This is a genomic window from Burkholderia sp. 22313, from assembly GCF_052045245.1.
Lineage (GTDB): Bacteria > Pseudomonadota > Gammaproteobacteria > Burkholderiales > Burkholderiaceae > Burkholderia.
Genome location: NZ_JBQEON010000003.1, coordinates 118707 through 144278, shown reverse-complemented (window position 1 = coordinate 144278; position 25572 = coordinate 118707). Strand labels below are relative to the sequence as shown.

Sequence of the window (25572 nt, the reverse complement as noted above, 5' to 3'; positions counted from 1 at the left end):
GTGAAGTGAATGAAGCGGCGCACGGGCCGACCGCGCGCCCCGCCCGTCAGCCGAGCGTGGCTTCCGGGTACACGGCCGCCTGCGGCTGCGGCGCAGCGGCGCCGAGAAACACACCGGGCCTGTTCGGGTGGTAGACGAAATGCATCGGATGATCGCGGCGCTCGACGGCGTCGAACACCGCCTGCGCAATCTCGGGCGCCTGCGCGAATCCGCCGGTGTTGTGCCCGCCCGTGATCACGCAGCGGCCGCCCCGTGCGCCCGGCAGGATCTCGAACACGCCGAGACCCGACGAGGTCCACGGCCGCACGCAGTACTTGAAGCTGTCCTGCAGATTGCCCGCCTCGTTAGCCGCGCGGTACGACGCGGGGAAGTACTTGGCGGCCGTGTCGACGAGCCCCTGGTAGATCTGCTGGAGTTGCACGAGATCGATGTTGCGCGGATCGACGCCGGTGTGGCCGTATCCCGATCCGATCACGAGGATCGGCCGGCCGCGCTCGTCCGTCGCGACGGTGATGTTCGCGTCCTCGGTGATGTGCCCCTTGCGAGTCAGCTTCAGCGAATGGCGCAGATCCGGCTCGAGGTTCGGGATCCGCAGCCACGCGCCGAGCACGCCATGGATCTTGCCCTTCGTCTCGGTGCCGCTCAGCAGCGTGTCGCCGTACACGCCGGGCGATAGCACGTAGTGGTCGGCTTCGAGCACGTCACCATCGATCCGCACGCCGCACACCCGCTTGTGCGCATCCCTCTCCAAGCTCTGTGCCGCGCATTCCCAGGTGAACTCTGCGCCGCCCGCACGCAAGCGCTGTAGCAGCTTGCGCACGAATTTGTGCGAGTTGACCGTGAAGCCGACCACGTGTACGCCCCCCGCGACATGGCCGTCGCGCACCGCATCGGCGAGCGCCGGATGCTGCTGCGCGACCTCCTGCGGCGTCAGCACCTGCACGGTGGCGCCGATGCGATTCTGGCGCCGCACTGCGGCCGCGAACTGGGTCTTGTCCGAATACAGCCGCAGGATGCCCTGGCGCATCAGCGCGGCAGTGAACAGGTCCTGATCCTCGTCGATCCAGCGCGTCCATTTCGGGTGGCTCGCGCGCGACAGCGTGAAGATGTCGTCGTTGTACTTGTCGGCCAGCCAGACCGGAATGCCCTCGAACTCCCTGACCCAGCGCAGCTCGTTGGCGGACGGCGTCTCCTTCCAGTGGACGTTCCAGCCGAACTCCGTTACGCGGCGCCGGAACAGGTTGTTCATCGTCAGCGAGACCTGCCGGTCGTTGTAGTTGTCCATCTCCGACAGCGTGAACATCCGCGCGTCGTCGCCGCCATGGCTGCATCCGTAAGCCGTCCACGGATGGGCCGCGCCGGGCTCCGGGCGCGCATCGACGAAGTGCACCGTATAACCTTCCTGCTGCAGCCGGTACCCCGTCACTAGATTGACGAGCCCCGCACCGACTAGTAGGACCTTCGTGCTGCCGACGACCGTGCAGGGCTGCTGCGCCGGTTCGCCGCCCTCGAAACGGCTGCGCAGCGCGTGCCGGACCCAGCGTGCCTCGAGCAGTTCGAACGCGCTGACGTAGGCGTCGCCGAGCGACTTGCCGACCACCTGCAAGGTCAGGCTGTTGCCGGCCTCGATCTCGCCCGACGGCGCGTAGTCGAGCAGATCCTGCGCATTCGGATCGGGGATCACGACGCGAACAACGTAGACCGGCGACACGCTCGCCGCGGCCCATTCGTCGATCGCCTTGCGGGGAACCGGATCGCTCGAGATCAGAGCGTCGACGCCGCCCTCGATGAGCGTGCGCGCGAGCATGTCCTGGCTCTTGTGCAGCAGGTCCGGGCGGTAGACCACGTTATCGGCAAGCAGTACGTCCTGCAACGGCTGATCCAACACATCTAGCAACAATATCTTCATAGTGGTATCCGATGGAAGGTCGGTAATGGTCATGGATGCACACCGGGCATCCGAAACGCTCGCGCGGGCGTCAGCCGTACGGGCTCATCGCCAGCAGCGCGATCAGGTAGACATAGGCAATCGCCATGCCGAGCGTGCAGAAGCGCCAGTTCGACACGTAGCTGGTCTCGCGGCTCGACATCTGCAGGCTGGTGGCCGCGAGGATCGAGCAGATCGACACGGGCGACAGCAGGTTCGACATCACGAACATCGACGTCCACGCGAGGTACTGCACGTACGTCGGCCCGAGCGCGGTTGCATCCACCAGCGGGAAGAAGATGCCGAACAGGATCATCGGGTGCACACCCAGCATCGTGATCGCGGGCAGCGCGACGATCAGCAGCACGCCGACCGCATACGGATTGCCGAGCGGCGCGCGCAGGGCCTGCGGCAGGTATGCGGCGAGATCGACGTGCTGGATCGTGAAGATCAGCAAGCTCGACGCCGCGAGCAGCAGCAGCTCAGGCGCGACCCCGTCGATGCTCTTCGGCACTTCCTTCGCCAGCGCCGGTCCCACCTTGCTGCCGGACAGCACCAGTAGCTCGAACGCATAGCCGGACACCATCGCGAATGCAAACGACCAGGTCAGCTTGTTCGTCATCACGTAGCAGATCACGCCGAACGACGCCACCATCGCTGCCAGCACGAGCGGCTTGAGCTTGTCGACCTCGCGCGCCTTGCCGCGGCCGTCGTCTATTTCGAGACGCGGCGTCATCGCACCCACCACGACGAACAGCGCGAGCGGCAGGCCGAGCATCAGCACCGCGGCGGAATCCAGGTGTGGAATCGCCGCCGCGATCGACGCCGATGCCACCGTCGTCGGCAGAATGAACATCGACGCACACAGCGAACGCATCGTGATCTGCGCGATGCCGAGCCGGTTCCTCACCTGCGGCCCGCAGACGGCGCCCATCATCGAGATCGCACCCTGGCTCGTGAACAGCGTGAGCGCCATCGTCGCGAGAGCGACCCTCACCGAGTTCTGCGCGCGGGCAGGCGGTGTGATCAAGCGGCGGCTGACGAGCGTGGCTAGTCCCGAGCGCGTCAGGCCGTGCCTGAACAACGACACGCCAACGAGCAGCGCCATCACCGGCGAGAACCGGCCCATCGCCGCCAGAAGCTGCGGCGCATCGACCGAATTGGCGAGCAGCGGCATGCAGATCACGAAGATGCCCACCGCGTACCAGAGCGTCTGTTTCTTGCGGCTCTCCTTCGACAGGCACAGGATCGCAAGGGGAACGCAGACGATCACACCGACGCTCGACGCCAGCTTGGGCAGCGCCTCCGAATATGCCGTTGCCGCCAGCAGCAGCATCGAGCTCAACATCAGCGCGCTCGCATTCTTCCATCCATTCAACATATTTGTTCTCCTTATCGATCTAGATAGACTGAAGAAATTCATTGAGCAGATGCGGCTCTGTTACCATCGGATCGTGCCGCGCGTCCAGCTCGCGCCAGATCCAGCCCGGTTGCATACGGATGTCCTTCTTGAGCTTCGCCAGAGGAGCAAACGAATGGGCCACGCAGTCGACATAGATGCGCGGCACGCCGTTGCCGATTGGGTTCTTCAGGTAGAACGTCTCCTGGTAAGGCCCGACCGGATGCGGCGTTAGCAACGACCCGACCCACGCCTTGTCTTCCTCCGTGACAATGTCGTAGGTGCTGAGCGGTGGCGGCGGAATCGCGATGCCGTTGCCTTCCCGCGCCACCTGCTCGAGCCGCTTGAGGGTAATCTCCGCCGGTTGCGCGTCGAACGCGGATACACCGTTCGGGACGACGAGCGCATCGAGATAGACGAGCGTCCTGAGTGCCTGCGGAATCCGGTCGGCCACGCCGCTGATAATGAGCCCGGAGAAGCCACTGCCGACGAGAATCACGTCGCTCAGGCGTTCGTACTCGATGTGGTTGACGATGCTCGTGATGTGGGTCGTGAGCGTGATGTCCTTCGACAGCAAATGCTTTGCTTCACCCACACCCGGGCAGGTCGGTGTGGATACGTGATGCCCGGCCGCGCGCAGCTTCTCCGCGACCTTCTTCCAGCACCAGCCGCCGTACCACGCGCCGTGCACGAGCACGAACGTCTTGGCCTTCGGCGGCGATAGCGCCGGTGCCGTGGCCGACGCGTCCTGCGCATTGACCTGCCGAGCCGCGAACGCGCCTAGCGCGAGGCCGAGCGCCCCATTGTTGAAGTTACGTCGGTTCATGGTTACGGTCTCCTGTTATACGGCCTAGGCGTCGAGCACCTGCTCGGCTTCACAACGCGCCGCGATATCGTTCACCATCGCCATGCAGGCTCGGCCCGCGTCCTGCAGGCCGCGCGAATTCGAGAACGGACGCGGCAACACGTACGTATAGAAATGCGCCCCCTCCACCACGTAGCCGAGTGCCCACATATTCGGAATCACATCGCCGGCGCGATTGATCACATTGACGCCCGGCGTGATCTCGATGCCGCTCGGCTTGAACTCGCCATTGCGAAACGGCGTGATGACGCCGGACGCGAGCATGTTCCGGACCAGCGGCGACGGACTTTCCTCGGGTTCAAACAGGTCGACCTTTGCGCGGATCAACACGTCGAACGCCTCCTGCACCGGCTTGCCGAAGCGGTCGGTCGACAGCGTGAAGCAATGGTGTTGTTCGTCGTAGCCTAGCTCCGGCCTAGGACCGAAGAAAGACAGTACGCCCGCGTCGATCAACGCGAGCATTTCCATGTTCCGCTCCTTGGGCGGCCCGCTCGCGATGCGGTTGCTGATCGAACACCAGTGCGACAGGAAGCGACGGTGCGATTCCGGCGTCAGCCTGCAGTAGTCGACCGCGTGCCGGATGTTGTCGCGGATGTCGCGCAGGATGTCCGCTGCCGCCTTGCGCGGGTTGTCGACGTTGCCGGCGAAGCAGTCCTCGATGTCCTCGATCAGGTGGCCGCGGACGTACGTCCGGTACGCTTCCTGGTCAACGAACTCGAGATGCGCAGCCGGCAGCATCAGCAGATCGATCGCTGCGTCGACCTCCGGCCCGACCTGATAGGTCGCAGGATCGGCCCATACGCCCGACGACGAACTCGAGTACACGTAGGCCATTTCCTTCTTCAGCGTTGGCCACAGGTCGCGGTCGAAATCGAGCTGCTCGTTGCCGCGTTCGAGGCGGTTCTTCACGCGGCATGCGTCGACGAAATCGCGCGTGAAGAACTTCGCCTTGTACTGCCCATAGGTGCCTTTCTGGTTCACAGCCCGGCCGCCCGCCGGCAGGCCCTGACGCGAGAACACAGTGATCTTCGGCTCGCGCTCGCAGCGTATGTAGCGATAGCGGTCGGCCGATACCTTCTCGAACCGGCCACCGAGCCCGATCGTCAATGCCGAAATCGCGTCCGCCGCCGTCAGGCCCGTGCCGCAGATCGCCACGCGCGCCTGCGGGCTGATCGAATTGATCGAATTGATCGGATAAGGCGACTTGAAGTAAGCCAGGTGGCTGTTGCCCGCCTTGCCATGCGCTGCCCAGTTCTCGAACTTCCGATCGAATGCGTCCGTGCCGCCGAGGCTGTGGCCCATCGTCAGGAATACGTAGTTCGCGTCGATCCTAAAGCCGCCGTCCAGGTGCACTTCGATCCGGTGCGAATCGATCGGCACGATGTCCACCACGTTGCGACGGTGATTGATTACGTTCACGTAATCCGGCAGGCTGTCGATCAGCCGGTCGTATACCCACGTCAGGTATTCGCCCAGCACCGCGCGCGGCAGGTAGGTATTCTCGTCGACCAATTCGCCCTCGTCCGACACGAGATAGCGGCCGTCCAGCTTCCTGTAACCGCGTTCGAGCGCCCATTCGAGGAAGGACGGTCCGGGCAGCACCGGGCCGGAATCTGTGACCGAATCGTCGCAGTACATCGTGATCTGCGCTGCGATGGTATTCACCAGCAAATGCTCGGGCTGACTCCATTCGTGAATACCCTGCCCCGGCGTGGACGGGTCGATCAAATGCAGATCGATACCGACATCCAGATCGCGTTCCGAAAGCACGGCGTGCAATCGCTCAAGAAGCGTCAATCCGCGCTGGCCCATGCCGACAATGACGACATTAATTCTATTCATATTGATTTTCCAATTATTTAATAAACCACATCAAAATCGCACCCAATAATCGAAGAGCAAAATCACCCCCTGGCGCCGGCTTATCGGCGACGCCGACCTTGTATTGACCGACGGCCTCTAGGCCAGACCATTGCCACAGGGATCAAGTGTCTTCAATTAACGCGCGACTGGCATCGAATCGGGCAAAGCCACCCTCGACATCAAGCACCCGGCAAATTCTATTAACACTCGATCAGGCAGGATAATTTATATTTTTTATATCCAATTCTCTTTCCAAGAAACAGTTTCCCGACAATTTGAAATAAATGAAACTACCAATGCAAATAGAAATTCTCTTTATTCACCGAATTTCAAATCGATCAACGAATGACGCGGGCTGACTGCGGGGACGGAAGGAATGGATCTGAGGGCATTGCAGATTTTCAAGGCGGTGGTCGACGAGGGAGGCGTCGCGCGCGCCGCCGAACGCTTACACTGTGTGCAGTCGAATGTGTCGACGCGAATCAGGCAACTGGAGGACATGCTCGGCACGCGCCTGTTCGAACGTACCGGCAAGCGACTGACGGTGACGTCTCGCGGTGTCGTGCTGCATGGCTATGCGGTCCGCCTGCTAGAACTTGCCGACGAGGCGCGGAAGGTGATGAAGGGAAGCGGGACGCTATGCACGGAGTTGCGAATCGGTGCGATCGCGACGACTGCCACTCTGCAGTTGCCGCACGCGCTGACGGAATTTCACCGCAAGTACCCCACAGTGCAATTACGCGTCAACGTCGCGACGTCCGACAGCATCGTGCGTGACGTCCTCCGGCAGGAGCTCGACGTCGGCTTCGTCGCCGGTCAGCATCCCGATGACGAACTCCGGCAGATCGAACTCGACGCGGAGGAACTCGTGCTACTGACCGATCTCGACCATCCGTCAATTCGTTCTGCGAATGACTTGGCGAATACGAAGATTATTGGGTTTCGCGAAGGATGCGCGTATCGAAGCAGGCTGCAGCGCTGGATGGCGGAAGCTGGTATGCCACTGCCGCGCACACTCGAGTTCGACACGTCCGAGGTAATCGTCGGCTGCGTCGCGGCAGGGCTTGGCGCAGCGATCATGCCGGTCGCAGTCGTCGAGAATCTCGGCTTCACCGATCAAATCCAGTGCCACCCCCTGCCGGAAAAATACGCCTTCACCAGGACAATGATGATCTGGCGTGCCAACAGTCGGCATCGTGCCGATCACCATGCGCTCGCAGAAAGCTTCCTCGCCCGGACCGACTCACACGTCGACGCCTAGGCACCCACAACGCCCGGCGGCCCCCCGCCCGGCGCACACTACGACGCCCGGAGCCCGTGCCCCTTGAAGCTGCGGATGAAGGCGTCCCGCGCACTGTGCTGGGCGATGTCCTTGCGCCAAACGAAACGCACCTGATTTCTCGCGACATCCGGCACAACGGCATGGCACTTGATGACGTTCGCCAGGTCGCGCCGCTCGATCAGCGACTGCGGCATCAGCGATACGCCCATGCCCGCGCCAACGCATGCGATGATGACCTCGAGCGCGCCGAATTCCAGCACGATCCGCGGCTTGAGCCCTGCGCCCTCCAGCCAACTCTCGAAGCGCGCGCGATGCGTACCGTCCGAACGAAATGCGAGGAAGCAGCAGTCACGGAGATCCTCGGCCGACGTGACTGCCGGATGACTGTGATCGGTGATCAGCAGCAGTTCTTCATCGAACGCCACCTCCTCGGCCAGTTCGTCGGACACTACCGGCGCAGGCACGAGTGCGATGTCGAGGCGATAGCCGATCACGCCATGCATGATCTGTTCGACCGAGCCGGTTTCGATCGCCATGTCGACCTTCGGATAGCGTTGATGGAAGTCGGCCAGCATGCGCGGCAGGCGCGCGGCGGTGGTCGCCTCGGTCGCGCCGATCCGAAGGTTGCCGACGGGTTCGCCGCCGCCTCTGACGATCGAGCGCGCCTCGTCCGCCAGTTGCAACATCCGCTCTGCATAGCCGAGCAATTGCGACCCTTCGTTCGTGATGACGAGGCGTCCATTGACACGGTAGAAGAGCGGAACGCCCAACCGCGCCTCGAACTGCCGCAACCGCGTCGAGACATTGGATTGCACACAGTTCAGCACGCTAGCCGCGCGGGCGATTCCCCCCTCGTCTGCAACGGCCTTGAATATCTTCAATGCCTGCAAATCCATTCTTGCCCCTTGTTTTTTGCTTGCCAACGACGGTTTGGCTGGCAATCTCGGATTGCTTGCCGAACAGGCTCAAACGCGCCGGCCGGGCGCGCGGGCATTCGCGTGCTGCCGTCGCGTCATCGGTTCGGAAGGCCGGCTGGCTGGCTGTAGGAAAAATGAGTCGCAGACGCGGGCGGCAAGCCCGCGCCGTCGAGCGCAGCACAATCGAATCGGACGACCGCTCAGGCGCCGTCAGTCGATGCCGGTCGGTATAGGACGCATGTGCCGCATGCCCTCGCGGTCCGGCCGCCCGCTTGCCGACGCGACGACCCGCTCAGTTGAAAAGGTTCTCATCATTAATCTCGATGTCGAAATGATTCTTCGACAACATGATAGCGAATCGCACAAACAATGAGTTTATTTTTGTAATGAATTAGAAACGAAAACGTCAACAAATGTAAACATCAACGCCACCACTTGCCTCACGGGTATGGGAAGAGGCGTGGCCGGAAGCGCTGCAATAGCTCCGCCGTCGATTCGGCGTTCGAGAATATCTGAATAAAGTCGCTTTTTATATAATCTCAATCACTGTTTCAACTCATGATTAATCACCGAAGAACCTGCACTCCGGCCCCCCAACACGAAGCCGCCGGATCGCACGGCAAGGCGATATATTTAAGTAGATTCCTATCCGCCCGCACACACTGCCGGCAGCGTCACCGTCACGATCAACCCGCCCCCCGCCGCATCGGCCAGCGTCACGCTGCCCTGATGCACGCGCGCGATCTCCCGCACGATCGACAGCCCGAGCCCGGTGCCTTCCACCGTCTGCGTCTTGCTGCCGCGATGGAAGCGTTCGAACACCGCATCGCGCTCGCCGGCCGGAATACCCGGCCCGTTGTCGATCACGTCCAGCCGTGCCAGTTCGCCGTCGCGCGACACGCGCACCGTCATCACCGCGCGGTCGCCCGCATAGCGGATCGCGTTGTCGATCAGGTTGCCGATCATTTCGCCGAGCAGGTCCTGCTGCCCGAGCACGTCGACATCGGCCTCGTGCTCGAAACCGAGGTCGATGTCGCGCGAGCGCGCCACCGGCGACCAGTCGAGCGTCACGCTGCGCGCGAGCCGGTGCAGCGCGACCGGCTGATGCGCGACCGCCTGACCGCTGTCCGAATCGAGCCGGGACAGCGACAGCAGCTGCTGGACGATCTTCGCGGCCTGCCGCACCGCGCCGTTCACGCGCCGCAGATGCACGTTCACGCGCGGCTGCTCGTCCGGCCGCAACGCCAGTTCGACGCCGGCCTGCACGGCCGCGAGCGGCGTCTTCAACTGATGCGCGGCATCCGCGAAGAAGCGCCGCCGCGCGACCTGCATCCGCTGTGTGCGGCCGATGTACTGGTTGATCGACTCGACGAGCGGCGCGAGCTCGCTCGGCATGCCGCCGGTGTCGAGCGGCGTCGGATCGCCGTCGCTGCGCGCGGCGACCGTCGCCGACAGCCGGTTCAGCGGCCGCAGCCCGCGCCCGACGCCGAGCCACACGATCCCGAGCGCGAGCACGACGAGCAGCCCCTCCTGCAGCAGCGACCCCATCAGGATCTCGCGCGCGAGCGCCTGGCGCGCCTCGATCGTCTCGCCGACCATCACCCATACGATGCGCGTCTGCGCGGTCGGCACGTCGTGCACCGGCACGCGCAGCGCGCCCATGCGCAACCGCTCGCCGCGATAGACGACGTCGTAGTAGCGCGTGGTGAACAGCGCGCCATCGCCCGGCGGCAGCGGCAGGTCCGGATAGCCGGTGATCGTGTGGCCGTTGTCCTCGCGGATCAGGTAGTAGATCTTGCCGCCGTCGCCCGACTCGAACATCTCGAGCGCGAGATACGGCAGATCGACCTCGATCTCGCCCTCGTTGAGCCGCACGCCTTCGCGGATCGACTTCAGCGACGACGACAACGTGCGGTCGAACGCGACGTGCGCGGCGCTCATCGCACGCTGATACGTGAGCCAGGAATCGAGCGCGAGCAACCCGAGCAGCGGCAGCAGCAGCCATAACGCGACCTGCGTGCGCAGGTTCGGGTGGCGGATCACCATGCGTCCCGCTCCCGACGGGACGTCCCCAGGAGCGCATGCGCCCGGTCGGGCGGCAGCCACAGTCGCGATCCGGCGTCGCGCTTCGGCGCATCCGGCAGCCCGATGCAACGCAAGCGAGCACGGCAACCGTTCATGCTTGCACCTTCGCTTCGAGCAGGTAGCCGAGCCCGCGCAGCGTGACGATCGCGACACCGGTGTTCTCCAGCTTCTTGCGCAACCGGTACACGTAGATCTCGATCGCATCCGCGTTGACCGATTCATCGAGCCCGAAGATCTTCTCCGACAGCGTCTCCTTGTTGATCGCGCGGCCGTTGCGCAGGATCAGCACCTCCAGCACCGAGCGCTCGCGCGGCGTGAGCGGCAGCGGTTCGCCGGCGAGGCGGAAGCTGCGATCGACGCTGTCGTACGACAGCGGCCCGCTTTCGACCCGCGAATGCTCGTGGCCCAGGCTGCGCCGGATCAGCGCGCGGGCGCGCGCCTCCAGCTCGGTCAGCTCGAATGGTTTCGCGAGGTAATCGTCGGCCCCGAGATCGAGCCCCTTCACGCGGTCCTCGACCGAGCCGTGCGCGGTGAGGATCAGCACCGGCACCGGATTGCGGCGCGCGCGCAGCCGCCGCAGCACCTCGAGCCCGTCGAGCTTCGGCAGCCCGAGATCGAGGATCACCAGCGCGTAGTCCTGCGTACGCAGCACGTGATCCGCCGCCTCCCCGTCCGCCATGTGATCGACCGCGAAACGCGCGGCGCTCAGCGCGTCGTTCAACGACTGCGCCAGGTTCGGATTGTCTTCGACGAGCAGCACACGCATGGGAACCTCGGGAAATCCATGACACAAAGGACGCTATTGTGAACCGAAATGAAAGCAGGCTGAAAGTGCCTCGCAATTAACATCCGCGTCACTCGAACAACACACACGCAGAACTGGAGGAAGACATGCCGTTTGCACCAAAGCAGCTCGCCGCCGCGCTGGCGATCGTCCTGGGCACCGCCGCCGGCGGCGCCGCCGCGCAGGTTCCGGCCGGATATCCGGGTAACTACCAGGGTGTCGTCGACGCCGCGAAGCAGGAGGGCAAGCTGATCGTCTACTCGACCACCGACACGGGCCTCGTGCGCCCGCTGATCAAGGACTTCGAAAGCCTGTACGGCGTGAAGGTCGAGTACAACGACATGAACAGCACCGAGCTGTACAACCGCTACATCAGCGAGAACGCGGCGAGCAGCACCAGCGCCGACGTGCTGTGGAGCTCGGCGATGGACCTGCAGGTCAAGCTCGTCAACGACGGCCTGATGGCGGCGTACGATTCGCCCGAAAGCCCGAACGTGCCGCAATGGGCGCAATACCAGAAGCAGGCGTACGGCACGACGTTCGAGCCGCTCGCGATCGTCTACAACAAGCGCCTGATCCCCGAGAACGAGGTGCCGAAGACCCGCGCCGACCTGATCAAGCTGCTCACCACGCAGGCCGACAAGTTCAAGGGCAAGGTCACGACCTACGACATCGAGAAGTCGGGGGTCGGCTTCAACTACCTGACGCAGGACGCGCACGTGAACGAGAAGGTCACGTGGGAGCTCGTGAAGGCGATCGGCGCGACCGGCCCGAAACTGCAGTCGAGCACCGGCGCGATGATGGAGCGCATTTCGTCGGGCGAGAACCTGATCGGCTACAACATCATCGGTTCGTATGCCTACGCGAAGGCGAAGAAGGACAAGTCGATCGGCTATGTGTTTCCGAAGGACTACACGCAGGTCGTGAGCCGACTCGCCACGATCTCGAAGAAGGCGAAGAACCCGAACGCCGCGAAGCTGTGGGTCGACTACCTGCTGTCGAAGCGCGGCCAGACGCTGATCGCGAACCAGGCGAACCTCTACGCGATCCGCGCGGACGTGACCGGCGAAACGTCGGCCGCGACCCTCACGAAGGAACTCGGCGATTCGCTGAAGCCGATCCAGATCGGCACCGGCCTGCTCGTCTATCTCGACCAGTCGAAGCGGCTCGCGTTCCTGAAGCAATGGCAGCAGTCGATCAAGCGCTGATCCGCTGATTCACTGACCATCAGCCGCCCGCCGCACGCCACACGCCGCGCGGGCGGCCCCTTCCCCTTACCGACTTCCTAGAGGCGGCCATCCGGATGGCCGCAGGGGTGAACTCATGCTTTCAACCAGCACTCGCGGAGCGGCGCCGGCCGTTCCGCCCTCCACCGGCCAGGGCGGCGCGATTCCCGCGCTGCCGGCCAACGGCCTGCAGCCGCTCGCCGGCATGCTGCGCTGGATCGTCGTCGCGGTGCTCACCGTCGCGGTCGCGCTGCCGCTCGGCTTCATCCTGTTCCAGAGCCTGCTGTCCGCGCCGTTCTTCGACGCGAACAAGACGCTCGGCATCGAAGGCTTCCGCTTCATCTTCACCGATCCGGACTTCTGGTCCGCCGTGAAGAACTCGTTCATCATCGCCGGCGGGATGCTGTTCATCTCGATTCCGCTCGGCGGCATCCTCGCGTTCCTGATGGTGCGCACCGACCTGCCCGGCCGCCGCTGGCTCGAACCGCTGCTGCTCACGCCCGTGTTCGTGTCGCCGATGGTGCTCGCGTTCGGCTACGTGGTCGCGGCCGGCCCGGTCGGCTTCTACTCGGTGTGGTTCAAGGAACTGTTCGGGGTGCAGGACGTGCCCTGGAATGTCTATTCGATCTTCGCGATCACGGTGATCGTCGGCCTCACGCACGTGCCGCACGTCTACCTGTACTCGTCGGCCGCGCTGCGCAACCTCGGCTCGGACGTCGAGGAAGCCGCGCGCGTGACGGGCGCCCGCCCGTTCCGCGTCGCGCTCGACGTGAGCCTGCCGATGACGATGCCCGCGCTGCTGTTCGCCGGCGTGCTCGTGTTCTTCCTCGGCTTCGAGGTGTTCGGGCTGCCGCTCGTGCTCGGCGATCCGGAAGGCCACCTCGTGCTCGCGACCTACCTGTACAAGCTGACCAACAAGCTCGGCGTGCCGTCGTATCACCTGATGGCCGCGGTCGCGGTGTGCATCGTCGCGATCACGTTCCCGCTCGTGCTGCTGCAGCGCCGCCTGCTGAAGACGGCCAACCGTTTCGTCACCGTGAAGGGCAAGGCCGGCCGCGCGACGGTGCTGCCGCTCGGCGTGTGGCGCTGGGTCGCGCTCGCGATCGTCGCGCTGTGGCTGATGCTGACCGTGATCGTGCCGATCTCGGGCATCGTGCTGCGCGCGTTCGTGACCAACTGGGGCGAAGGCGTCGCGCTCACCGAAGTGCTGACGCTGTCGAACTTCATCGAGCTGTTCGAGCAGGACAACCTCGTGCGCGCGATCGTCAACACGCTCGGCATCGGCGTGATCGGCGGTGCGCTCGCGGTCGGCTTCTACTCGCTCGTCGCGTTCGCCGGCCACCGCCGCAACGACTGGGCGACGAAACTGCTCGACTACCTCGTGCTGCTGCCGCGCGCGGTGCCGGGCCTGCTCGCCGGTCTCGCGTTCCTGTGGATCTTCCTGTTCGTCCCGGGCCTGCGCGAGCTGAAGAACTCGATGTGGAGCATCTGGATCGCATACACGGTCGTGTGGCTCGCGTACGGGATGCGGCTCATCCAGAGCGCGCTGCTGCAGGTCGGCCCCGAGCTCGAGGAAGCCGGCCGCAGCGTCGGCGCGACGCGCAGCCGCGTGTCGCTCGACGTGACGCTGCCGCTCGTGCGCTTCGGCCTGCTCGCTGCGTGGCTGCTGATCTTCATGATCTTCGAGCGCGAATACTCGACCGCCGTCTATCTGCTGTCGCCCGGCACCGAAGTGATCGGCGCGCTGCTCGTGTCGCTGTGGGCGACCGGCGCCGTCGATCAGGTCGCCGCGCTCTCTGTCATCAACATCGCGATGGTCGGCGCCGGTCTCGGCGTGGCCCTGCGCTTCGGAGTGAAACTTCATGGATAAGCTCATCGTCGACGACCTGCATCTCAGCTACGGCGCCAACCCGATCCTCAAGGGCGTGTCGTTCGAACTGAAGGCCGGCGAAGTCGTGTGCCTGCTCGGCGCGTCGGGCAGCGGCAAGACCACGCTGCTGCGTGCGGTGGCCGGTCTCGAACAACCGTCCGACGGCCGCATCCAGCTCGACGACCGCGTGTTCTTCGACGGCGCGCAGCGCGTCGACCTGCCCGTCGAACAACGTTCGCTCGGCCTCGTGTTCCAGTCGTACGCGCTGTGGCCGCACCGCACCGTCGCCGACAACGTCGGCTACGGGCTCAAGCTGCGCCGCGTCGCACCGGCCGAACAGAAGCGCCGCGTGCAGACCGCGCTCGACCAGCTCGGTCTCGGCCATCTCGCCGAACGCTTTCCGCACCAGTTGTCGGGCGGCCAGCAGCAGCGCGTCGCGATTGCACGTGCGCTCGTCTACAACCCGCCGGTGATCCTGCTCGACGAGCCGCTGTCGAACCTCGACGCGAAGCTGCGCGAGGAAGCGCGTGCGTGGCTGCGCGAGCTGATCGTGTCGCTCGGGCTGTCGGCGCTCTGCGTGACGCACGACCAGACCGAGGCGATGGCGATGTCCGATCGCATCCTGCTGCTGCGCAACGGCCGCATCGAACAGGAAGGCACGCCGGCCGAGCTGTACGGCGCGCCGCGCTCGCTGTATACGGCCGAATTCATGGGCAGCAACAACCGCATCGACGCGCGCGTCGCGGCCGTCGACGGCGAACGCGTGACGCTGGCTGGCGACGGCTGGGAACTGCAGGCGCTCGCCCGCGACACGTTCGCGCCGGGCCAGGACGCGCAGGCCGTGATCCGCCTCGAACGCGTGCAGGTCGCCGACGGCCCCGGCGCGAACCGGCTGCAGGCGGACCTCGTCACGTCGATGTACCTCGGCGATCGCTGGGAATACCTGTTCCATTGCGGCGAGATGCGCCTGCGCGCGTTCGGCCACGTGCCGCGCGCGGCCGGCAAGCACTGGATCGAATTCCCGACCAACGACTGCTGGGCGTTCGCGACAGCAGGCTGACCCGGGCGCGGCGGCTCACGCGCCGCCGCGCCTGCATTCAGGCGCGCATCCCGTATCGAAATCCGCTCGGCGGATGCCGCATGGCATTCGCCGCGACGCGCTGCGCGCCGCGTATCCGTTTCACCCAACCCACAAGAACCAAGGAGACACCGTCAATGAAGTCACGCGCAGAACGTTCCCTTCGCATCGCCGTCCTGACCGGATCGGCCGCCGTCGCCGGCCTCGCGGCAGGCGCCGCGCACGCGCAATCGTCGGTCACGATGTACGGGATCATGGACGCCGGCATCGAATACACGAACCATGCGGCGCCGCAGGGCGGCAATTCGTTCAAGCTGAAGTCGGGGAACAAGAACACGTCGCGCTGGGGCTTGCGCGGCGTCGAGGATCTCGGTGGCGGGCTGAAGGCCGTGTTCCGCCTCGAAAGCGGGATCGATCTCGCGAACGGCGCGCTCGACGACGGCCCCGACTCGATCTTCGCGCGCCGCGCGACGGTCGGCCTCAAAGGCAAGTGGGGCGAACTCTCGCTCGGCCGCAACTTCACCGTCACCTACGACTACATGCTGCCGTTCGACCCGATGGGTTACGCGCAGAACTACTCGTGGGCGACGTCGTCGATGGCGACCGGCGGCCGCAAGGACGGCCTCTTCACGCGTTCGTCGAACGCCGTGCGCTACGACGGCGAGGTCGGCGGCTTCAAGTTCGGCGCGCTGTACGGCTTCGGCAACGTGCCCGGCAGCGTGAAGACCAGCTCGAAGTACGACTTCGCGGTCGGCTACGAGACCGGCCCGTTCGCGGCGGTCGTCACGTTCGACCGGCAGAACGGCGCGGCCGACAGCGTCACGCCGGCCGATACCGTCAACTATATCCAGGGCATCCACGCGGGCCTGAGCTACGACTTCGGCAACCTGAAGACGATGGCCGGCTATCGCAACTATCGGCGCACGTATCACACGAGCGCCGCGAATCAGTTGAGCGACATGGTCTGGCTGGGTGGGTCGTACCAGTTCACGCCGACGTTCTCGATGATCGCGGCCGTCTATCACCAGAACATCAAGGGCGGCAGCGATGCCGATCCGACGCTGGTGTCGGTGCGCGCGAATTACGCGCTGTCGAAGCGCACGGTGCTGTATGCAGCCGGCGCGTTCGCGATCGCGCAGCATGGACAGAAAGTCGGTGTGTCGCGGGATTTCAACGGGTATGGCACCACGCAGGTTGGCGTGACGGCGGGGATTCAGCAGCGGTTCTGACGTTCACGATATGACGAGGGGGAGCGTGACGCGTGCTGCTTGAGGCGCGTCGCTCTCCCGCTTCGTCGGACGCCGCTCAGGCCTTCTTGCCGGAGGACCCAGGGGCGAACCGAGGCAGCTCGCGTTTTCCTCAATACGTCCCATCACCCTTCTTCCCGGCTTCCCCCTTCCCCTTGAACCGCGCCGCCAGCGCCTCCGCACTCCTTGCCAGCAGCGTCGTATCCACCCCCACCGCGACAAACAACGCCCCCGCTTCCAGATACCGCCGCGCCGCCGCTTCATCCGCGCCGAGAATCCCCGGCGCCTTCCCTGCCGCCTGGATCGCCCGGATCGCACCGTCGATCGCCGCCTGCACATCCGGATGCCCCGGATTGCCGAGATGCCCGAGATCCGCCGCGAGATCGGCCGGCCCGATGAACACGCCGTCGACACCTTCGACGCGCGCAATCGCATCGATCGCATCGAGCCCGGCCCGCGTCTCGACCTGCACGAGCACGGCCATCTCGTCGTTCGCGCGATGCAGGTACTCGCCGACCCGATTCCACCGCGACGCCCGCGCAAGCGCACTGCCGACGCCGCGAATCCCGTGCGGCGGATAACGCGTTGCGGCCACCGCCGCGCGCGCTTCGTCGGCGCTCTGCACCATCGGCACGAGCAGCGTCTGCACGCCGAGATCGAGCACCTGCTTGAAGATCACCGGATCGTTCCACGGCACGCGCACGACCGGATGCGACGGATACGGCGCGATCGCCTGCAACTGCGCGAGGATCGTCGGCACCGTGTTCGGCGCATGCTCGCCGTCGATCAGCAGCCAGTCGAAACCGGCGCCCGCAACCACTTCGGCGCTATACGGATTCGCCAGGCCGAGCCACATCCCGACTTGCGCGTCGCCGCGCGCGAGCGCGGCCTTGAAGTCATTCGACGGCATCTGCATCGTTTGGTCTCCTCACTCGAAGTAGCACTGGATCGTCCCGAGCGGGCCGTAATCAACACTGAACGTGTCGCCGGGCCGCGCAGCGCACGGCCGCGTGAACGAGCCGCCGAGCACGATCTGCCCCGGTTCCAGCGCGACGTCGAAACGCGCCAGCCGGTTGGCGAGCCACGCGACGCCATTGGCCGGATGGTTCAGCACGCCGGCCGCGACCCCCGTTTCCTCGACCACCCCGTTGCGCGACATGATCGCCGCGACCCAGCGCAGGTCGACGTCCTGCGGCCGCACCGGCCGCCCGCCGATCACGACGCCGGCGTTGGCCGCGTTGTCCGCGATCGTGTCGAACACCTTGCGCGGCCGCTTCGTATCGGGGTCGATCGACTGGCTGCGCGCATCGATGATCTCGAGCGCCGGCACCACGTAGTCGACCGCGTCGTACACGTCGAAGATCGTGCAGTTCGGGCCCGTGAGCCGCTTGCCGAGCACGAACGCGAGCTCGACCTCGACGCGCGGCACGATGAAGCGTCCGGTCGGAATCGTGCCGCCGTCGTCGAAGAACATGTCGTCGAGCAGCGCGCCGTAGTCGGGCTCGTCGATCTGCGACGTGTTCTGCATCGCCTTCGACGTGAGGCCGATCTTGTGCCCTTTCAGCGTGCGGCCTTCCGCGAGCTTGAGGGCCACCCACGCGCGCTGGATCGCATACGCGTCGTCGATCGTGATGTCGGGATGGTCGAGCGAGATCTGGCGGATCTGCGTGCGCGCGCGCTCGGCGTCGTGCAGACGCTGCGCGAGCTGGTCGATGATGGCGGGTTCGAGCATCGTCGGATCGGGATGGGGTTCAGCCGGCCCGCTTGTAGCGGGCGTGAATGTTGTTGTGCTTGTACGAGCCACTTTCGCTGAACTCGGTCAGCTCCATCGACAGCGCGAGATAGCGCTTCGCGTACAAATCCGCGAAATGCCCCTTGATCGCGTCGAACAGTGCATCGCACGCGGCTTTCTTCGTTTCGTCGCTGCGACCGGCGCCGATCTTCAGCGTCACGTGGACGAACGCATCGTCCTCCGTGCCGTCGGCGACGCAGTAATCCTGCAGCTCGATCGCGCGCGAGCGGATGCCGCCCGTCGGAAACACGCCGCCCTGCGCGATCAGCGTTGCGTTGATCGTGCGCAGCAGCGCGGGAATGCGCGCGTCGTCGCGGATGTTCGCGGTGTATTCGACGACGATGTGTGGCATGGCAACGCTCCGGATAGGTGATGCGGCGTTCAGGCCAGCGGAAAGATCGCGTTGATCTGCCCGGTGCCCGAACTCGCGAAATAGTCGGTGACGATCTCGACCGGCTTGTCGTAGCGATCCCAGCCGAGCAGGCCGAGCAGCATCGCCGTGTCGTGCATGCCGCCTTCGCCGTGGCAATGCACGTTGTACTCGGGCAGCATCGCGCAGAAGGTCTTGAAATCGCCCTGCTTCCACAGCTCGACCACGCGCAGGTCGACCTGCCGGAAAAATTCGCGGCTGATCTCGTGGATCGATTCCTCGGAGCTGCCGTTGTCGTTGAAGCGGTGCGACAGCGACCCGCTCGCGAGGAACGCGACGTTCGAATCGCTCTTTTCGATCGCTTCGAGCAGCGCTTCGCCGAAGCGCCGGCTTTCGTCGAGTTGATGCCACATGCACCAGCCCGCGATCGACACGACCTTGAAGTGCTGGTCGCCGTTCATGTAGCGCATCGGCACGAGCGTGCCGTATTCGAGTTCGAGGCTGTCGATCTCGTGCGCACGTGTCGCGACGCCGCGCGCGCTGGCCGTCTCGGCGATCAGGCGGCCGAGCGCCGGGTTGCCTGGATACGCGTACTGCATGTCGCGAATGAAATGCGGCAGCTCGTTGCTGGTATAAGTGCCCGCGAACCGCGCATTGCAGTTCACGTGATAGCCGGCATTGACGAGCCAATGCACGTCCGACACGACGATCGTGTCGACGCCGAGCGCGCGGCAGCGCTCGCCGATCAGCTGGTGGCCGCGGATCGCCGCATCACGGCAGCCGTGATGCCGGCCGGGCATTTCCGACAGGTACATCGACGGCACGTGCGTGATCTTCGCGGCGAGGGACAGTTTGCCCATCGTTAAGTCTCCGTATCGTTCTGGCGACGTTCTTGCAGCGCGACGCCCCTCGCCCGTTACACGCCCCAGCGCGGAATGTGATGCGAACCCATCGAGATGCACACGTTCTTGATCTCCGCGAACACCTCGAAGCTGTATTCGCCGCCCTCGCGTCCGGTGCCCGATTCCTTCACGCCGCCGAACGGCTGGCGCAGGTCGCGCACGTTCTGGCTGTTCACGAACACCATCCCGGCCTCGATGCCGCGCGCGAGGCGATGCACCTTGCCGACGTCCTGGGTCCAGATGTACGACGCGAGCCCGTACGCCGTGTCGTTCGCGAGCCGCAGCCCGTCTTCCTCGTCCTCGAACGGAATCAGGCACGCGACCGGCCCGAAGATCTCTTCCTGTGCGATGCGCATCCGGTTGTCGACGTCGGCGAACACGGTCGGCCGCACGAAATTGCCGTTGCGCAGATGGTCGGCGAGGCCGGCCGGCTTGTCCGCGCCGCCCGCGACCACGCGCGCGCCTTCCTGCTCGCCGATCCGGATATAGCCCGTCACCTTCTCCCAGTGCTGGCGCGTGATCATCGCGCCGAGGTTCGTGGCCGGATCGGACGGATCGCCGACCACCAGGTTGTTCGCGCGGCGCGCGAATTCCTGCACGAAGCGGTCGTAGATCGTGCGTTGCACGAAGATCCGCGAGCCCGCGGTACAGCGCTCGCCGTTGATCGAGAAGATCGTGAACAGCGACGCGTCGAGCGCGCGGTCGAAATCGGCATCGTCGAAGATCAGCACCGGCGACTTGCCGCCCAGCTCCATCGAATACTTCTTCAGGCCCGCGCGCTCCATGATCCGCTTGCCCGTGACCGTGCCGCCCGTGAACGACACCGCGCGCACGTCCGGATGGCGCACGAGCGCATCGCCGGCGGTCGCGCCATAACCCTGCACGACGTTCAGCACGCCCGGCGGAATGCCGGCTTCGAGCGCGAGCCGGCCGAGCTGGTCGGCGGTCAGCGGCGACAGCTCCGACATCTTCAGCACGGCCGTGTTGCCGAGCGCGAGACACGGCGCCGTCTTCCACGTCGCGGTCATGAACGGCACGTTCCACGGCGACACCAGCGCGCACACGCCGACCGGCTGGTACAGCGTGTAGTTCAGCATCTGGTCGTCGACCGGATAGGTGCGGCCGTTCATCTGCACGCATACTTCCGCGAAGAAGTTGAAGTTCTCGGACGCGCGCGGAATCAGCTGCTTGCTCGTCTGCGCGATCGGCAGGCCGGTGTCCTGTGTCTCGAGCGCGGCGAGCATCGGCACGTTCTTCTCGATCAGTTCGCCGAGCTTGCGCATCAGCTTCGCGCGCGCCTTCGCGGGCGTGTTCGCCCACTTCGGGAACGCCGCCTTCGCCGCGCGCACGGCCGCGTCGACTTCGGCCTCGCCGGCCGATGCGACGTCGGTGATCACGTCGCCCGTCGCGGGATTCAGCGTCGTGAAGGTCTCGCGGCTCGCCACTTCGCGGCCGTCGATCCAGTGCTTGATGGTCATGTGCTCTCCTTCCTTCGGCGACGGGCTCAGCCGGCGCGATAGTAGTCTGCTTCGCCGACGATGGTGTTCACGAGCCGGCCGATCCCTTCGATTTCGGTCACGACCTCGTCGCCCGGTTTCGTGTCGGCGAGCCCTTCGGGCGTGCCGGTCAAAATCAGGTCGCCCGGCGACAGCGTCATGAAGCGGCTGATGTGCTCGATCAGCGCCGGCACGTCGAAGATCATGTCGCGCGTGCTGCCGCGCTGCGTCTCCTGGCCGTTCACCGTCGTGCGCAGCGTCAGGCCGCCCGCATCGCCGATCTCGTCGCGGCTGACGAACCACGGCCCGAGCGGCGTGCAGGTGTCGCGGTTCTTCACGCGCAGGTTCGGGCGATAGTAGTTTTCGAGGTAATCGCGGATCGCATAGTCGTTCGCGACCGTGTAGCCGGCGACGTGATCGAGCGCCTGCGCGCGGCTCACGTTGCGCGCCGGGCGGCCGATCACGACGGCCAGCTCGCACTCGTAGTGCATGTGCGTCGCATCCGCCGGGCGCACGGTGTGCGACCGGTGGCCGATGAACGTGTTCGGCCCCTTCAGGAAGATCAGCGGCTCGCTCGGCGCGTTGAACGCGAGTTCCTTCGCGTGGTCCGCGTAGTTCAGGCCCAGCGCGAACGTCGTGCGCGGCGCGACGGGCGGCAGCCACGTCACCGCGCCTTCGTCGAGCACGCGCCCCGTGTCGAGGCGAATCACGCCGTCGCCCGCCGGTTCGGCCGCATGCAGTGCGCCGTTGTAGATCACGCGCGCCGTCTTCATCGTGCGTCCTCCGCAATCAGCGCATGCCGCAACGTGCCGATGCCGGCGGCAGCGATCTCGATCGTGCTGCCCGCGCGGGCGCGCGGTGCGCCACCCGGGACGCCGAGCAGCAGCACGTCGCCCGCGTCGAACGACATGAAGGCCGTCACGTCGGCGATCAGTTCGCGCACCGGACGAATCAGCGTCGCGGTCGATGCGGATACCGCGGTCTCGCCGTCGATCCGCACGGTCAATCCGATCGCGTCGACGTCGCCGAGCGCGGCCGCCGGCACGATCGCCGGGCCGAGCGGGCAGAATCCGTCGCGGCACTTGAAGCGCACGGCCGGACGGTAGTAATCGGGATGCGGGACCGACACGTCGCTCGCGAGCGTGAAGCCGTGCAGGCAGTCGAGCGCCTGTGCGGCCGGCACGCGCGTCGCGCGCCGCGAGAACACGACCGCCACCGATGCACCGATCTCCAGCGCATCGACGCCCGCCGGCACCGCGACGGCCGCGCCGTCCGCTGCATGCGTGTTGGCCGGCTTGATGTAGAGGATCGGCGCCTGCGGCGGACGGCCGTAAGGCGGCGCGTGCACGGCATCGCCGAGCGCGGCGAGTGCGGCGCGCTCATTGAGCAGCGCGCCGTAGACGGTACCGATGGCGACCGGCAGCGGCGGCGCCGCGGCGGTCCTGCAAGACAGCTCCATGCGTCATTCCCCTGCCGCGCGTCGCGGCGCATCGTCAATACTTAACATCTTAAGTAAACAATCGAACGCTGGCAACCTCGATTACCCTGATACGCGAAATTCATCACCATCGGCTGTTAAGATTGATGCGTCCCCGTCCATTCCCCACCCCGATGAACCGTACGCTCGACCATCGCAACCTGGCCATGCTGCTGCTCGAGGCCCGCGAAACGCTGATGGGCCTGTTCCGCCCCATTCTCAAGGAATTCGCGCTGACCGAACAGCAATGGCGGATCATCCGCGTGCTCGACGGCGAGCCGGCGCAGGCGCTCGAAGCAGGACAGATCGCGCGCCGCTGCTGCATCCTGAGCCCGAGCCTCACGGGCGTGCTGGAACGGATGCAGCGCGACGGCCTGATTACACGCACGCGCGCGCAGGAGGATCAGCGCCGGCTGCTGGTCAGCCTGACGCCGCAAAGCAAGCAGCTGGTGACCGAGATCGGCCCGCGCATCGACGAGCAGTATCGTCAGCTGGAAGCACGTTTCGGCCAGGATGGCCTCGACGATATCTACCGGGCGCTCGACCGGCTGATCGAACTCGGCAACGCGCCCTGAGGCCTGTCGCCGCCGGAGCACGACGCGCGGTGGCGGCACCGGACCGGCAGGCCCCGGATCTCGCGCGATCGGTCAGTGCAGCGCACCGCGCATCAGCTCGGTCACCGCGATGCCGCGCGACGTGCGCATGCATTCCTCGACGTAATCGATGAACGGCAGCGGCTCGAAATCGATTTCATCGCGCACGCGGCGGTTGTCGAACACGCGATCGACCGTCGCGAACTCCGCGCCACGCTGCAATGCCCGGCCAATCACGCGCTCGAGCGCCGGATCGCGCCGCCCGAGCACGTCGCGCACCACGAGCGGCAGCTCGGCCGGCGCACATGCCGCATAGCGCGGCGCACCCGTCATGCCGGCCGCCTCGTCCATCGCGCGCACGATCTGCGCGACCTGCGGCGCCTCGTCGCCGGCCGACACGTGGTACACGTCGTGCATCAGCGTCGGCTTCACCGCCAGCAACATCGTCGCGCGCGCGACGTCGTCGACCGACACGATGTCGATGCGCGTCATCGGCCGCGCGGTGAAGCGGCGCGCCGCATGCGCGACGCGAAACATCCAGAACGAATTCGGCGCGGGCCGCGTGCCAAGCACGGTATGACCGACGACGTGTGACGGACGCACGACGACGAGCGGCAGCCCCAGCTCGCGCAGCCGCTGCTCCGTTTCCGCCTTCGCGTGCAGATAGCCCGCCGCGAGCACCGCGCCGGGCAGCCCGTCGGTGCCCTGCACCGCGGCGCTCGCCTCCGCGCCCGCCATTTCCTCCTGGACGATACCGCCACGCCCCGCGTGCGCATACGCGGTGCCGACATACACGAAACGCTGCAGACGTGGCGCGTGCGCGAAGCGCGCGGCGAAGCTCACCGAATCGGCGATGTCCGCCCGCAAGTGCACGCCGTCGGCCGGCGACGCATGGCCCGCGCAGTGAATCACGTGCGTCGCGCCGGCCAGACGCGGCGCGTCCGCGCCTTGCCATACGTCGCCGAGCGCGCCGACGATCACGTTCGCGTCGCCCAGACGCGACGCCCAGTACGGTGCGAGCCCCGCGCGCAGCGCCGCTTCGCGCAAGCGCGCGACCGCGTGGCCGCGATTGTCGGCACGCACGACACACACGATGCGCTCGAGCAATCCTGCATTGACGAGCGCCGTCAGCACGGTACTGCCGATGAAACCGGTGGCACCGGTCAGCACCAGCCGCCCGACGTTGGCCGCCGCGACCGGCGCGCAGGCCGGCGACACGAGGCTCGTGCGCCAGTTGAGCGACAACGCGGTTTTCCAGATCAGCACGATAGTCTCCTTCGAAGAATCGGCCGGACGGCGCCGCCGCCCGGGTCGCGGGCAACGCACGGCCGTCGGCCGGGCCGGAGCCGACGCTCGCCCCGGCGGTCCCGATCGGGCTGCGGCCCGCGATCGCGTCGATCGCGTCTCCGGCACGAGGCGGCGGCAACGCGCCGCGAACGGGCGTCCGCGGCGCAGGATCGGGAAATGCCAAGTGTGGGGCCCGATCGCCCGCCAGTCTGTCCTGAAAGTTTCGCGAAAGTGTGTGGATTTGTATGCGAATGTCCGAGTGTGTCGTGCCGCCGGCGCGGTCAAACCATTGAAACGGCCGGTCGAGCAGCATGCGGAGACGGGCATGGCAGCTCGGCCGGTGCGCGTCGGGCCAGCGCTTCGGCGCGACACTTCGACGCGCCCCCGGCCTAGTCATCGCATCTCCCGGGCAGCCCGATGCCGGCCCGCCGTATGCGAATCGCGGTGGCGCCTGCGTTTGCGCGCGGGGCCGGAATCCGCTCGCATCGTCAGACGTCCTTTCATCCGAGATACCAATAGAAGAGATTTGGATTTATTGAGGTTTATCACTTGCGTTTCACAGCAGTCTATCTAGACTGTTCAAACCAAAACGGTTGAACGTGTCATTTTCTACTTTTCAGGAGACGATCCAATGCGCCTCACTATTCGGATTAATGGCAGCGAATCGGCGACCCGACATGCATTCGCAGTGCTGTGGGTCGATACCGATGAGGGGCTGTGGTCGCGCGAGGCACATCAGGGTATCGATCTTCCGACCTGGGGCAAGGTTCGGGACGTAGAGGGCGCGATGGCCCTCTGCGAGGCCGACAGCGGGAATGCCCTATGCCAGCTGAAGGGCCTGTCGTTCAGTGCGACGAAGCGCGAACAAGGGCCCGCGGTGCTGGCCGGGGAGCACCCTGACGGCGCGTGGCGCCTGCAGGCGGTCGATCTTTCCACGGTGGAGCCGGAATACCACGAATTTATTTCCGTCGCGCGATAGGTATTTTTGACGGTAATCGTTTGCGGCATTCCCGTTTATTCCGAATTCCGCGATATTCATTTCGATATTCAGAAATAACAGCGCCTCTCTCCGAGGCGCTTTTTATTTTCCGGTCCCGAAATTAATCGGGGTC

General features: G+C 65.5%; 23 protein-coding genes. 8 read left to right on the top strand and 15 right to left on the bottom strand.

What is annotated here, in order from left to right; translation table 11 throughout:
• Positions 1-46 precede the first annotated feature (46 nt).
• The 4 genes from ACTJKF_RS04010 to ACTJKF_RS03995 all read right to left on the bottom strand — a co-directional run bounded on the left by ACTJKF_RS04010 (position 47) and on the right by ACTJKF_RS03995 (position 6003).
• Positions 47-1873, bottom strand: a complete 1827-nt coding sequence (locus tag ACTJKF_RS04010) for an NAD(P)/FAD-dependent oxidoreductase (RefSeq protein ID WP_440622275.1) — start codon at positions 1871-1873, stop codon at positions 47-49.
• Positions 1874-1979: 106 nt separating this feature from the next.
• The gene (locus tag ACTJKF_RS04005) at positions 1980-3308 is read right to left on the bottom strand and encodes a hypothetical protein (RefSeq protein WP_440622274.1); all 1329 of its coding nucleotides are present in this window, start codon (positions 3306-3308) and stop codon (positions 1980-1982) included.
• Positions 3309-3327: 19 nt separating this feature from the next.
• Positions 3328-4152: an alpha/beta fold hydrolase gene (locus tag ACTJKF_RS04000; RefSeq protein ID WP_440622273.1), complete on the bottom strand. Its 825-nt coding sequence runs from the start codon at positions 4150-4152 to the stop codon at positions 3328-3330.
• A gap of 24 nt (positions 4153-4176) precedes the next feature.
• Entirely contained in the window at positions 4177-6003 is a 1827-nt protein-coding gene (locus ACTJKF_RS03995) for an FAD/NAD(P)-binding protein (protein WP_440622431.1), read from the bottom strand.
• Positions 6004-6445: 442 nt separating this feature from the next.
• On the opposite strand from ACTJKF_RS03995, the gene ACTJKF_RS03990 reads away from it, so the two are divergent.
• Complete coding sequence (locus ACTJKF_RS03990) at positions 6446-7315, top strand: LysR family transcriptional regulator (protein WP_440622272.1); 870 nt, start codon at positions 6446-6448, stop codon at positions 7313-7315.
• A 38-nt stretch (positions 7316-7353) separates the two neighbouring features.
• Here ACTJKF_RS03990 and ACTJKF_RS03985 read toward each other — a convergent pair whose 3' ends face one another.
• Positions 7354-8217, bottom strand: a complete 864-nt coding sequence (locus ACTJKF_RS03985) for a LysR family transcriptional regulator (protein ID WP_440622271.1) — start codon at positions 8215-8217, stop codon at positions 7354-7356.
• Here ACTJKF_RS03985 and ACTJKF_RS03980 point away from each other — a divergent pair.
• The gene (locus tag ACTJKF_RS03980) at positions 8204-8626 is read left to right on the top strand and encodes a hypothetical protein (RefSeq protein ID WP_440622270.1); all 423 of its coding nucleotides are present in this window, start codon (positions 8204-8206) and stop codon (positions 8624-8626) included. The two genes, ACTJKF_RS03985 and ACTJKF_RS03980, sit on opposite strands and share 14 nt — an antisense overlap.
• Before the next feature lie 272 nt (positions 8627-8898).
• Here the strand turns inward: ACTJKF_RS03980 and ACTJKF_RS03975 are convergent, their stop codons facing one another.
• Together ACTJKF_RS03975 and ACTJKF_RS03970 are read right to left on the bottom strand one after the other, a co-directional pair.
• Positions 8899-10299: a sensor histidine kinase N-terminal domain-containing protein gene (locus ACTJKF_RS03975; RefSeq protein WP_440622269.1), complete on the bottom strand. Its 1401-nt coding sequence runs from the start codon at positions 10297-10299 to the stop codon at positions 8899-8901.
• Positions 10300-10429: 130 nt separating this feature from the next.
• Complete coding sequence (locus tag ACTJKF_RS03970; RefSeq protein WP_440622268.1) at positions 10430-11104, bottom strand: response regulator; 675 nt, start codon at positions 11102-11104, stop codon at positions 10430-10432.
• 125 nt (positions 11105-11229) lie between these two features.
• On the opposite strand from ACTJKF_RS03970, the gene ACTJKF_RS03965 reads away from it, so the two are divergent.
• The 4 genes from ACTJKF_RS03965 to ACTJKF_RS03950 all read left to right on the top strand — a co-directional run bounded on the left by ACTJKF_RS03965 (position 11230) and on the right by ACTJKF_RS03950 (position 16525).
• Positions 11230-12330 carry an ABC transporter substrate-binding protein gene (locus tag ACTJKF_RS03965; RefSeq protein WP_440622267.1) on the top strand — a complete coding sequence of 367 codons (1101 nt, stop codon included), beginning with the start codon at positions 11230-11232 and terminating at the stop codon, positions 12328-12330.
• Between the two features lie 115 nt (positions 12331-12445).
• Complete coding sequence (locus ACTJKF_RS03960) at positions 12446-14218, top strand: ABC transporter permease (protein WP_440622266.1); 1773 nt, start codon at positions 12446-12448, stop codon at positions 14216-14218.
• Positions 14211-15278, top strand: a complete 1068-nt coding sequence (locus ACTJKF_RS03955) for an ABC transporter ATP-binding protein (RefSeq protein ID WP_440622265.1) — start codon at positions 14211-14213, stop codon at positions 15276-15278. Before ACTJKF_RS03960 ends, ACTJKF_RS03955 begins: the two co-directional genes overlap by 8 nt.
• A gap of 155 nt (positions 15279-15433) precedes the next feature.
• Positions 15434-16525, top strand: a complete 1092-nt coding sequence (locus ACTJKF_RS03950; RefSeq protein ID WP_440622264.1) for a porin — start codon at positions 15434-15436, stop codon at positions 16523-16525.
• A 130-nt stretch (positions 16526-16655) separates the two neighbouring features.
• Here ACTJKF_RS03950 and hpaI read toward each other — a convergent pair whose 3' ends face one another.
• From hpaI to ACTJKF_RS03915, 7 genes are read right to left on the bottom strand one after another with little or no spacing between them, the layout of a single operon-like run.
• The gene (hpaI, locus tag ACTJKF_RS03945) at positions 16656-17459 is read right to left on the bottom strand and encodes a 4-hydroxy-2-oxoheptanedioate aldolase (protein ID WP_440622263.1); all 804 of its coding nucleotides are present in this window, start codon (positions 17457-17459) and stop codon (positions 16656-16658) included.
• A gap of 12 nt (positions 17460-17471) precedes the next feature.
• On the bottom strand, positions 17472-18275 hold the full coding sequence (gene hpaH / locus ACTJKF_RS03940) for a 2-oxo-hept-4-ene-1,7-dioate hydratase (RefSeq protein ID WP_440622262.1): 804 nt from the start codon (positions 18273-18275) through the stop codon (positions 17472-17474).
• 19 nt (positions 18276-18294) lie between these two features.
• Positions 18295-18687 carry a 5-carboxymethyl-2-hydroxymuconate Delta-isomerase gene (locus ACTJKF_RS03935; protein WP_440622261.1) on the bottom strand — a complete coding sequence of 131 codons (393 nt, stop codon included), beginning with the start codon at positions 18685-18687 and terminating at the stop codon, positions 18295-18297.
• 29 nt (positions 18688-18716) lie between these two features.
• A complete protein-coding gene (gene hpaD / locus ACTJKF_RS03930) occupies positions 18717-19565 on the bottom strand; it encodes a 3,4-dihydroxyphenylacetate 2,3-dioxygenase (protein WP_440622260.1) in 849 nt (282 codons plus the stop codon).
• A gap of 56 nt (positions 19566-19621) precedes the next feature.
• Complete coding sequence (hpaE, locus tag ACTJKF_RS03925; protein WP_440622259.1) at positions 19622-21085, bottom strand: 5-carboxymethyl-2-hydroxymuconate semialdehyde dehydrogenase; 1464 nt, start codon at positions 21083-21085, stop codon at positions 19622-19624.
• Between the two features lie 26 nt (positions 21086-21111).
• Positions 21112-21876: a fumarylacetoacetate hydrolase family protein gene (locus ACTJKF_RS03920; protein ID WP_440622258.1), complete on the bottom strand. Its 765-nt coding sequence runs from the start codon at positions 21874-21876 to the stop codon at positions 21112-21114.
• Positions 21873-22562, bottom strand: coding sequence for a fumarylacetoacetate hydrolase family protein (locus ACTJKF_RS03915; protein ID WP_440622257.1), 690 nt, complete (start codon positions 22560-22562; stop codon positions 21873-21875). The genes ACTJKF_RS03920 and ACTJKF_RS03915 overlap by 4 nt, the downstream gene beginning before the upstream one ends.
• A gap of 152 nt (positions 22563-22714) precedes the next feature.
• On the opposite strand from ACTJKF_RS03915, the gene hpaR reads away from it, so the two are divergent.
• Entirely contained in the window at positions 22715-23155 is a 441-nt protein-coding gene (hpaR, locus tag ACTJKF_RS03910) for a homoprotocatechuate degradation operon regulator HpaR (RefSeq protein ID WP_440622256.1), read from the top strand.
• Positions 23156-23227: 72 nt separating this feature from the next.
• Here hpaR and ACTJKF_RS03905 read toward each other — a convergent pair whose 3' ends face one another.
• Complete coding sequence (locus ACTJKF_RS03905; protein WP_440622255.1) at positions 23228-24439, bottom strand: SDR family oxidoreductase; 1212 nt, start codon at positions 24437-24439, stop codon at positions 23228-23230.
• A gap of 652 nt (positions 24440-25091) precedes the next feature.
• On the opposite strand from ACTJKF_RS03905, the gene ACTJKF_RS03900 reads away from it, so the two are divergent.
• On the top strand, positions 25092-25439 hold the full coding sequence (locus tag ACTJKF_RS03900) for a DUF3564 family protein (RefSeq protein ID WP_440622254.1): 348 nt from the start codon (positions 25092-25094) through the stop codon (positions 25437-25439).
• Positions 25440-25572: the final 133 nt, after the last annotated feature.

What these genes read in the sequence shown, in the direction of transcription:
- ACTJKF_RS03950 (WP_440622264.1), top strand. Translation starts at nt 15,434, where the DNA reads ATGAAGTCACGCGCAGAACGTTCCCTTCGCATCGCCGTCCTGACCGGA.
- hpaI (WP_440622263.1), bottom strand. Translation starts at nt 17,459, where the DNA reads ATGCAGATGCCGTCGAATGACTTCAAGGCCGCGCTCGCGCGCGGCGAC.
- ACTJKF_RS04005 (WP_440622274.1), bottom strand. Translation starts at nt 3,308, where the DNA reads ATGTTGAATGGATGGAAGAATGCGAGCGCGCTGATGTTGAGCTCGATG.
- ACTJKF_RS03900 (WP_440622254.1), top strand. Translation starts at nt 25,092, where the DNA reads ATGCGCCTCACTATTCGGATTAATGGCAGCGAATCGGCGACCCGACAT.
- ACTJKF_RS03935 (WP_440622261.1), bottom strand. Translation starts at nt 18,687, where the DNA reads ATGCCACACATCGTCGTCGAATACACCGCGAACATCCGCGACGACGCG.
- ACTJKF_RS03995 (WP_440622431.1), bottom strand. Translation starts at nt 6,003, where the DNA reads ATGGGCCAGCGCGGATTGACGCTTCTTGAGCGATTGCACGCCGTGCTT.
- ACTJKF_RS03960 (WP_440622266.1), top strand. Translation starts at nt 12,446, where the DNA reads ATGCTTTCAACCAGCACTCGCGGAGCGGCGCCGGCCGTTCCGCCCTCC.
- ACTJKF_RS03915 (WP_440622257.1), bottom strand. Translation starts at nt 22,562, where the DNA reads ATGGAGCTGTCTTGCAGGACCGCCGCGGCGCCGCCGCTGCCGGTCGCC.
- ACTJKF_RS03920 (WP_440622258.1), bottom strand. Translation starts at nt 21,876, where the DNA reads ATGAAGACGGCGCGCGTGATCTACAACGGCGCACTGCATGCGGCCGAA.
- ACTJKF_RS04000 (WP_440622273.1), bottom strand. Translation starts at nt 4,152, where the DNA reads ATGAACCGACGTAACTTCAACAATGGGGCGCTCGGCCTCGCGCTAGGC.
- ACTJKF_RS03975 (WP_440622269.1), bottom strand. Translation starts at nt 10,299, where the DNA reads ATGGTGATCCGCCACCCGAACCTGCGCACGCAGGTCGCGTTATGGCTG.
- hpaR (WP_440622256.1), top strand. Translation starts at nt 22,715, where the DNA reads ATGAACCGTACGCTCGACCATCGCAACCTGGCCATGCTGCTGCTCGAG.
- hpaE (WP_440622259.1), bottom strand. Translation starts at nt 21,085, where the DNA reads ATGACCATCAAGCACTGGATCGACGGCCGCGAAGTGGCGAGCCGCGAG.
- ACTJKF_RS03955 (WP_440622265.1), top strand. Translation starts at nt 14,211, where the DNA reads ATGGATAAGCTCATCGTCGACGACCTGCATCTCAGCTACGGCGCCAAC.
- hpaD (WP_440622260.1), bottom strand. Translation starts at nt 19,565, where the DNA reads ATGGGCAAACTGTCCCTCGCCGCGAAGATCACGCACGTGCCGTCGATG.
- hpaH (WP_440622262.1), bottom strand. Translation starts at nt 18,275, where the DNA reads ATGCTCGAACCCGCCATCATCGACCAGCTCGCGCAGCGTCTGCACGAC.
- ACTJKF_RS03970 (WP_440622268.1), bottom strand. Translation starts at nt 11,104, where the DNA reads ATGCGTGTGCTGCTCGTCGAAGACAATCCGAACCTGGCGCAGTCGTTG.
- ACTJKF_RS03965 (WP_440622267.1), top strand. Translation starts at nt 11,230, where the DNA reads ATGCCGTTTGCACCAAAGCAGCTCGCCGCCGCGCTGGCGATCGTCCTG.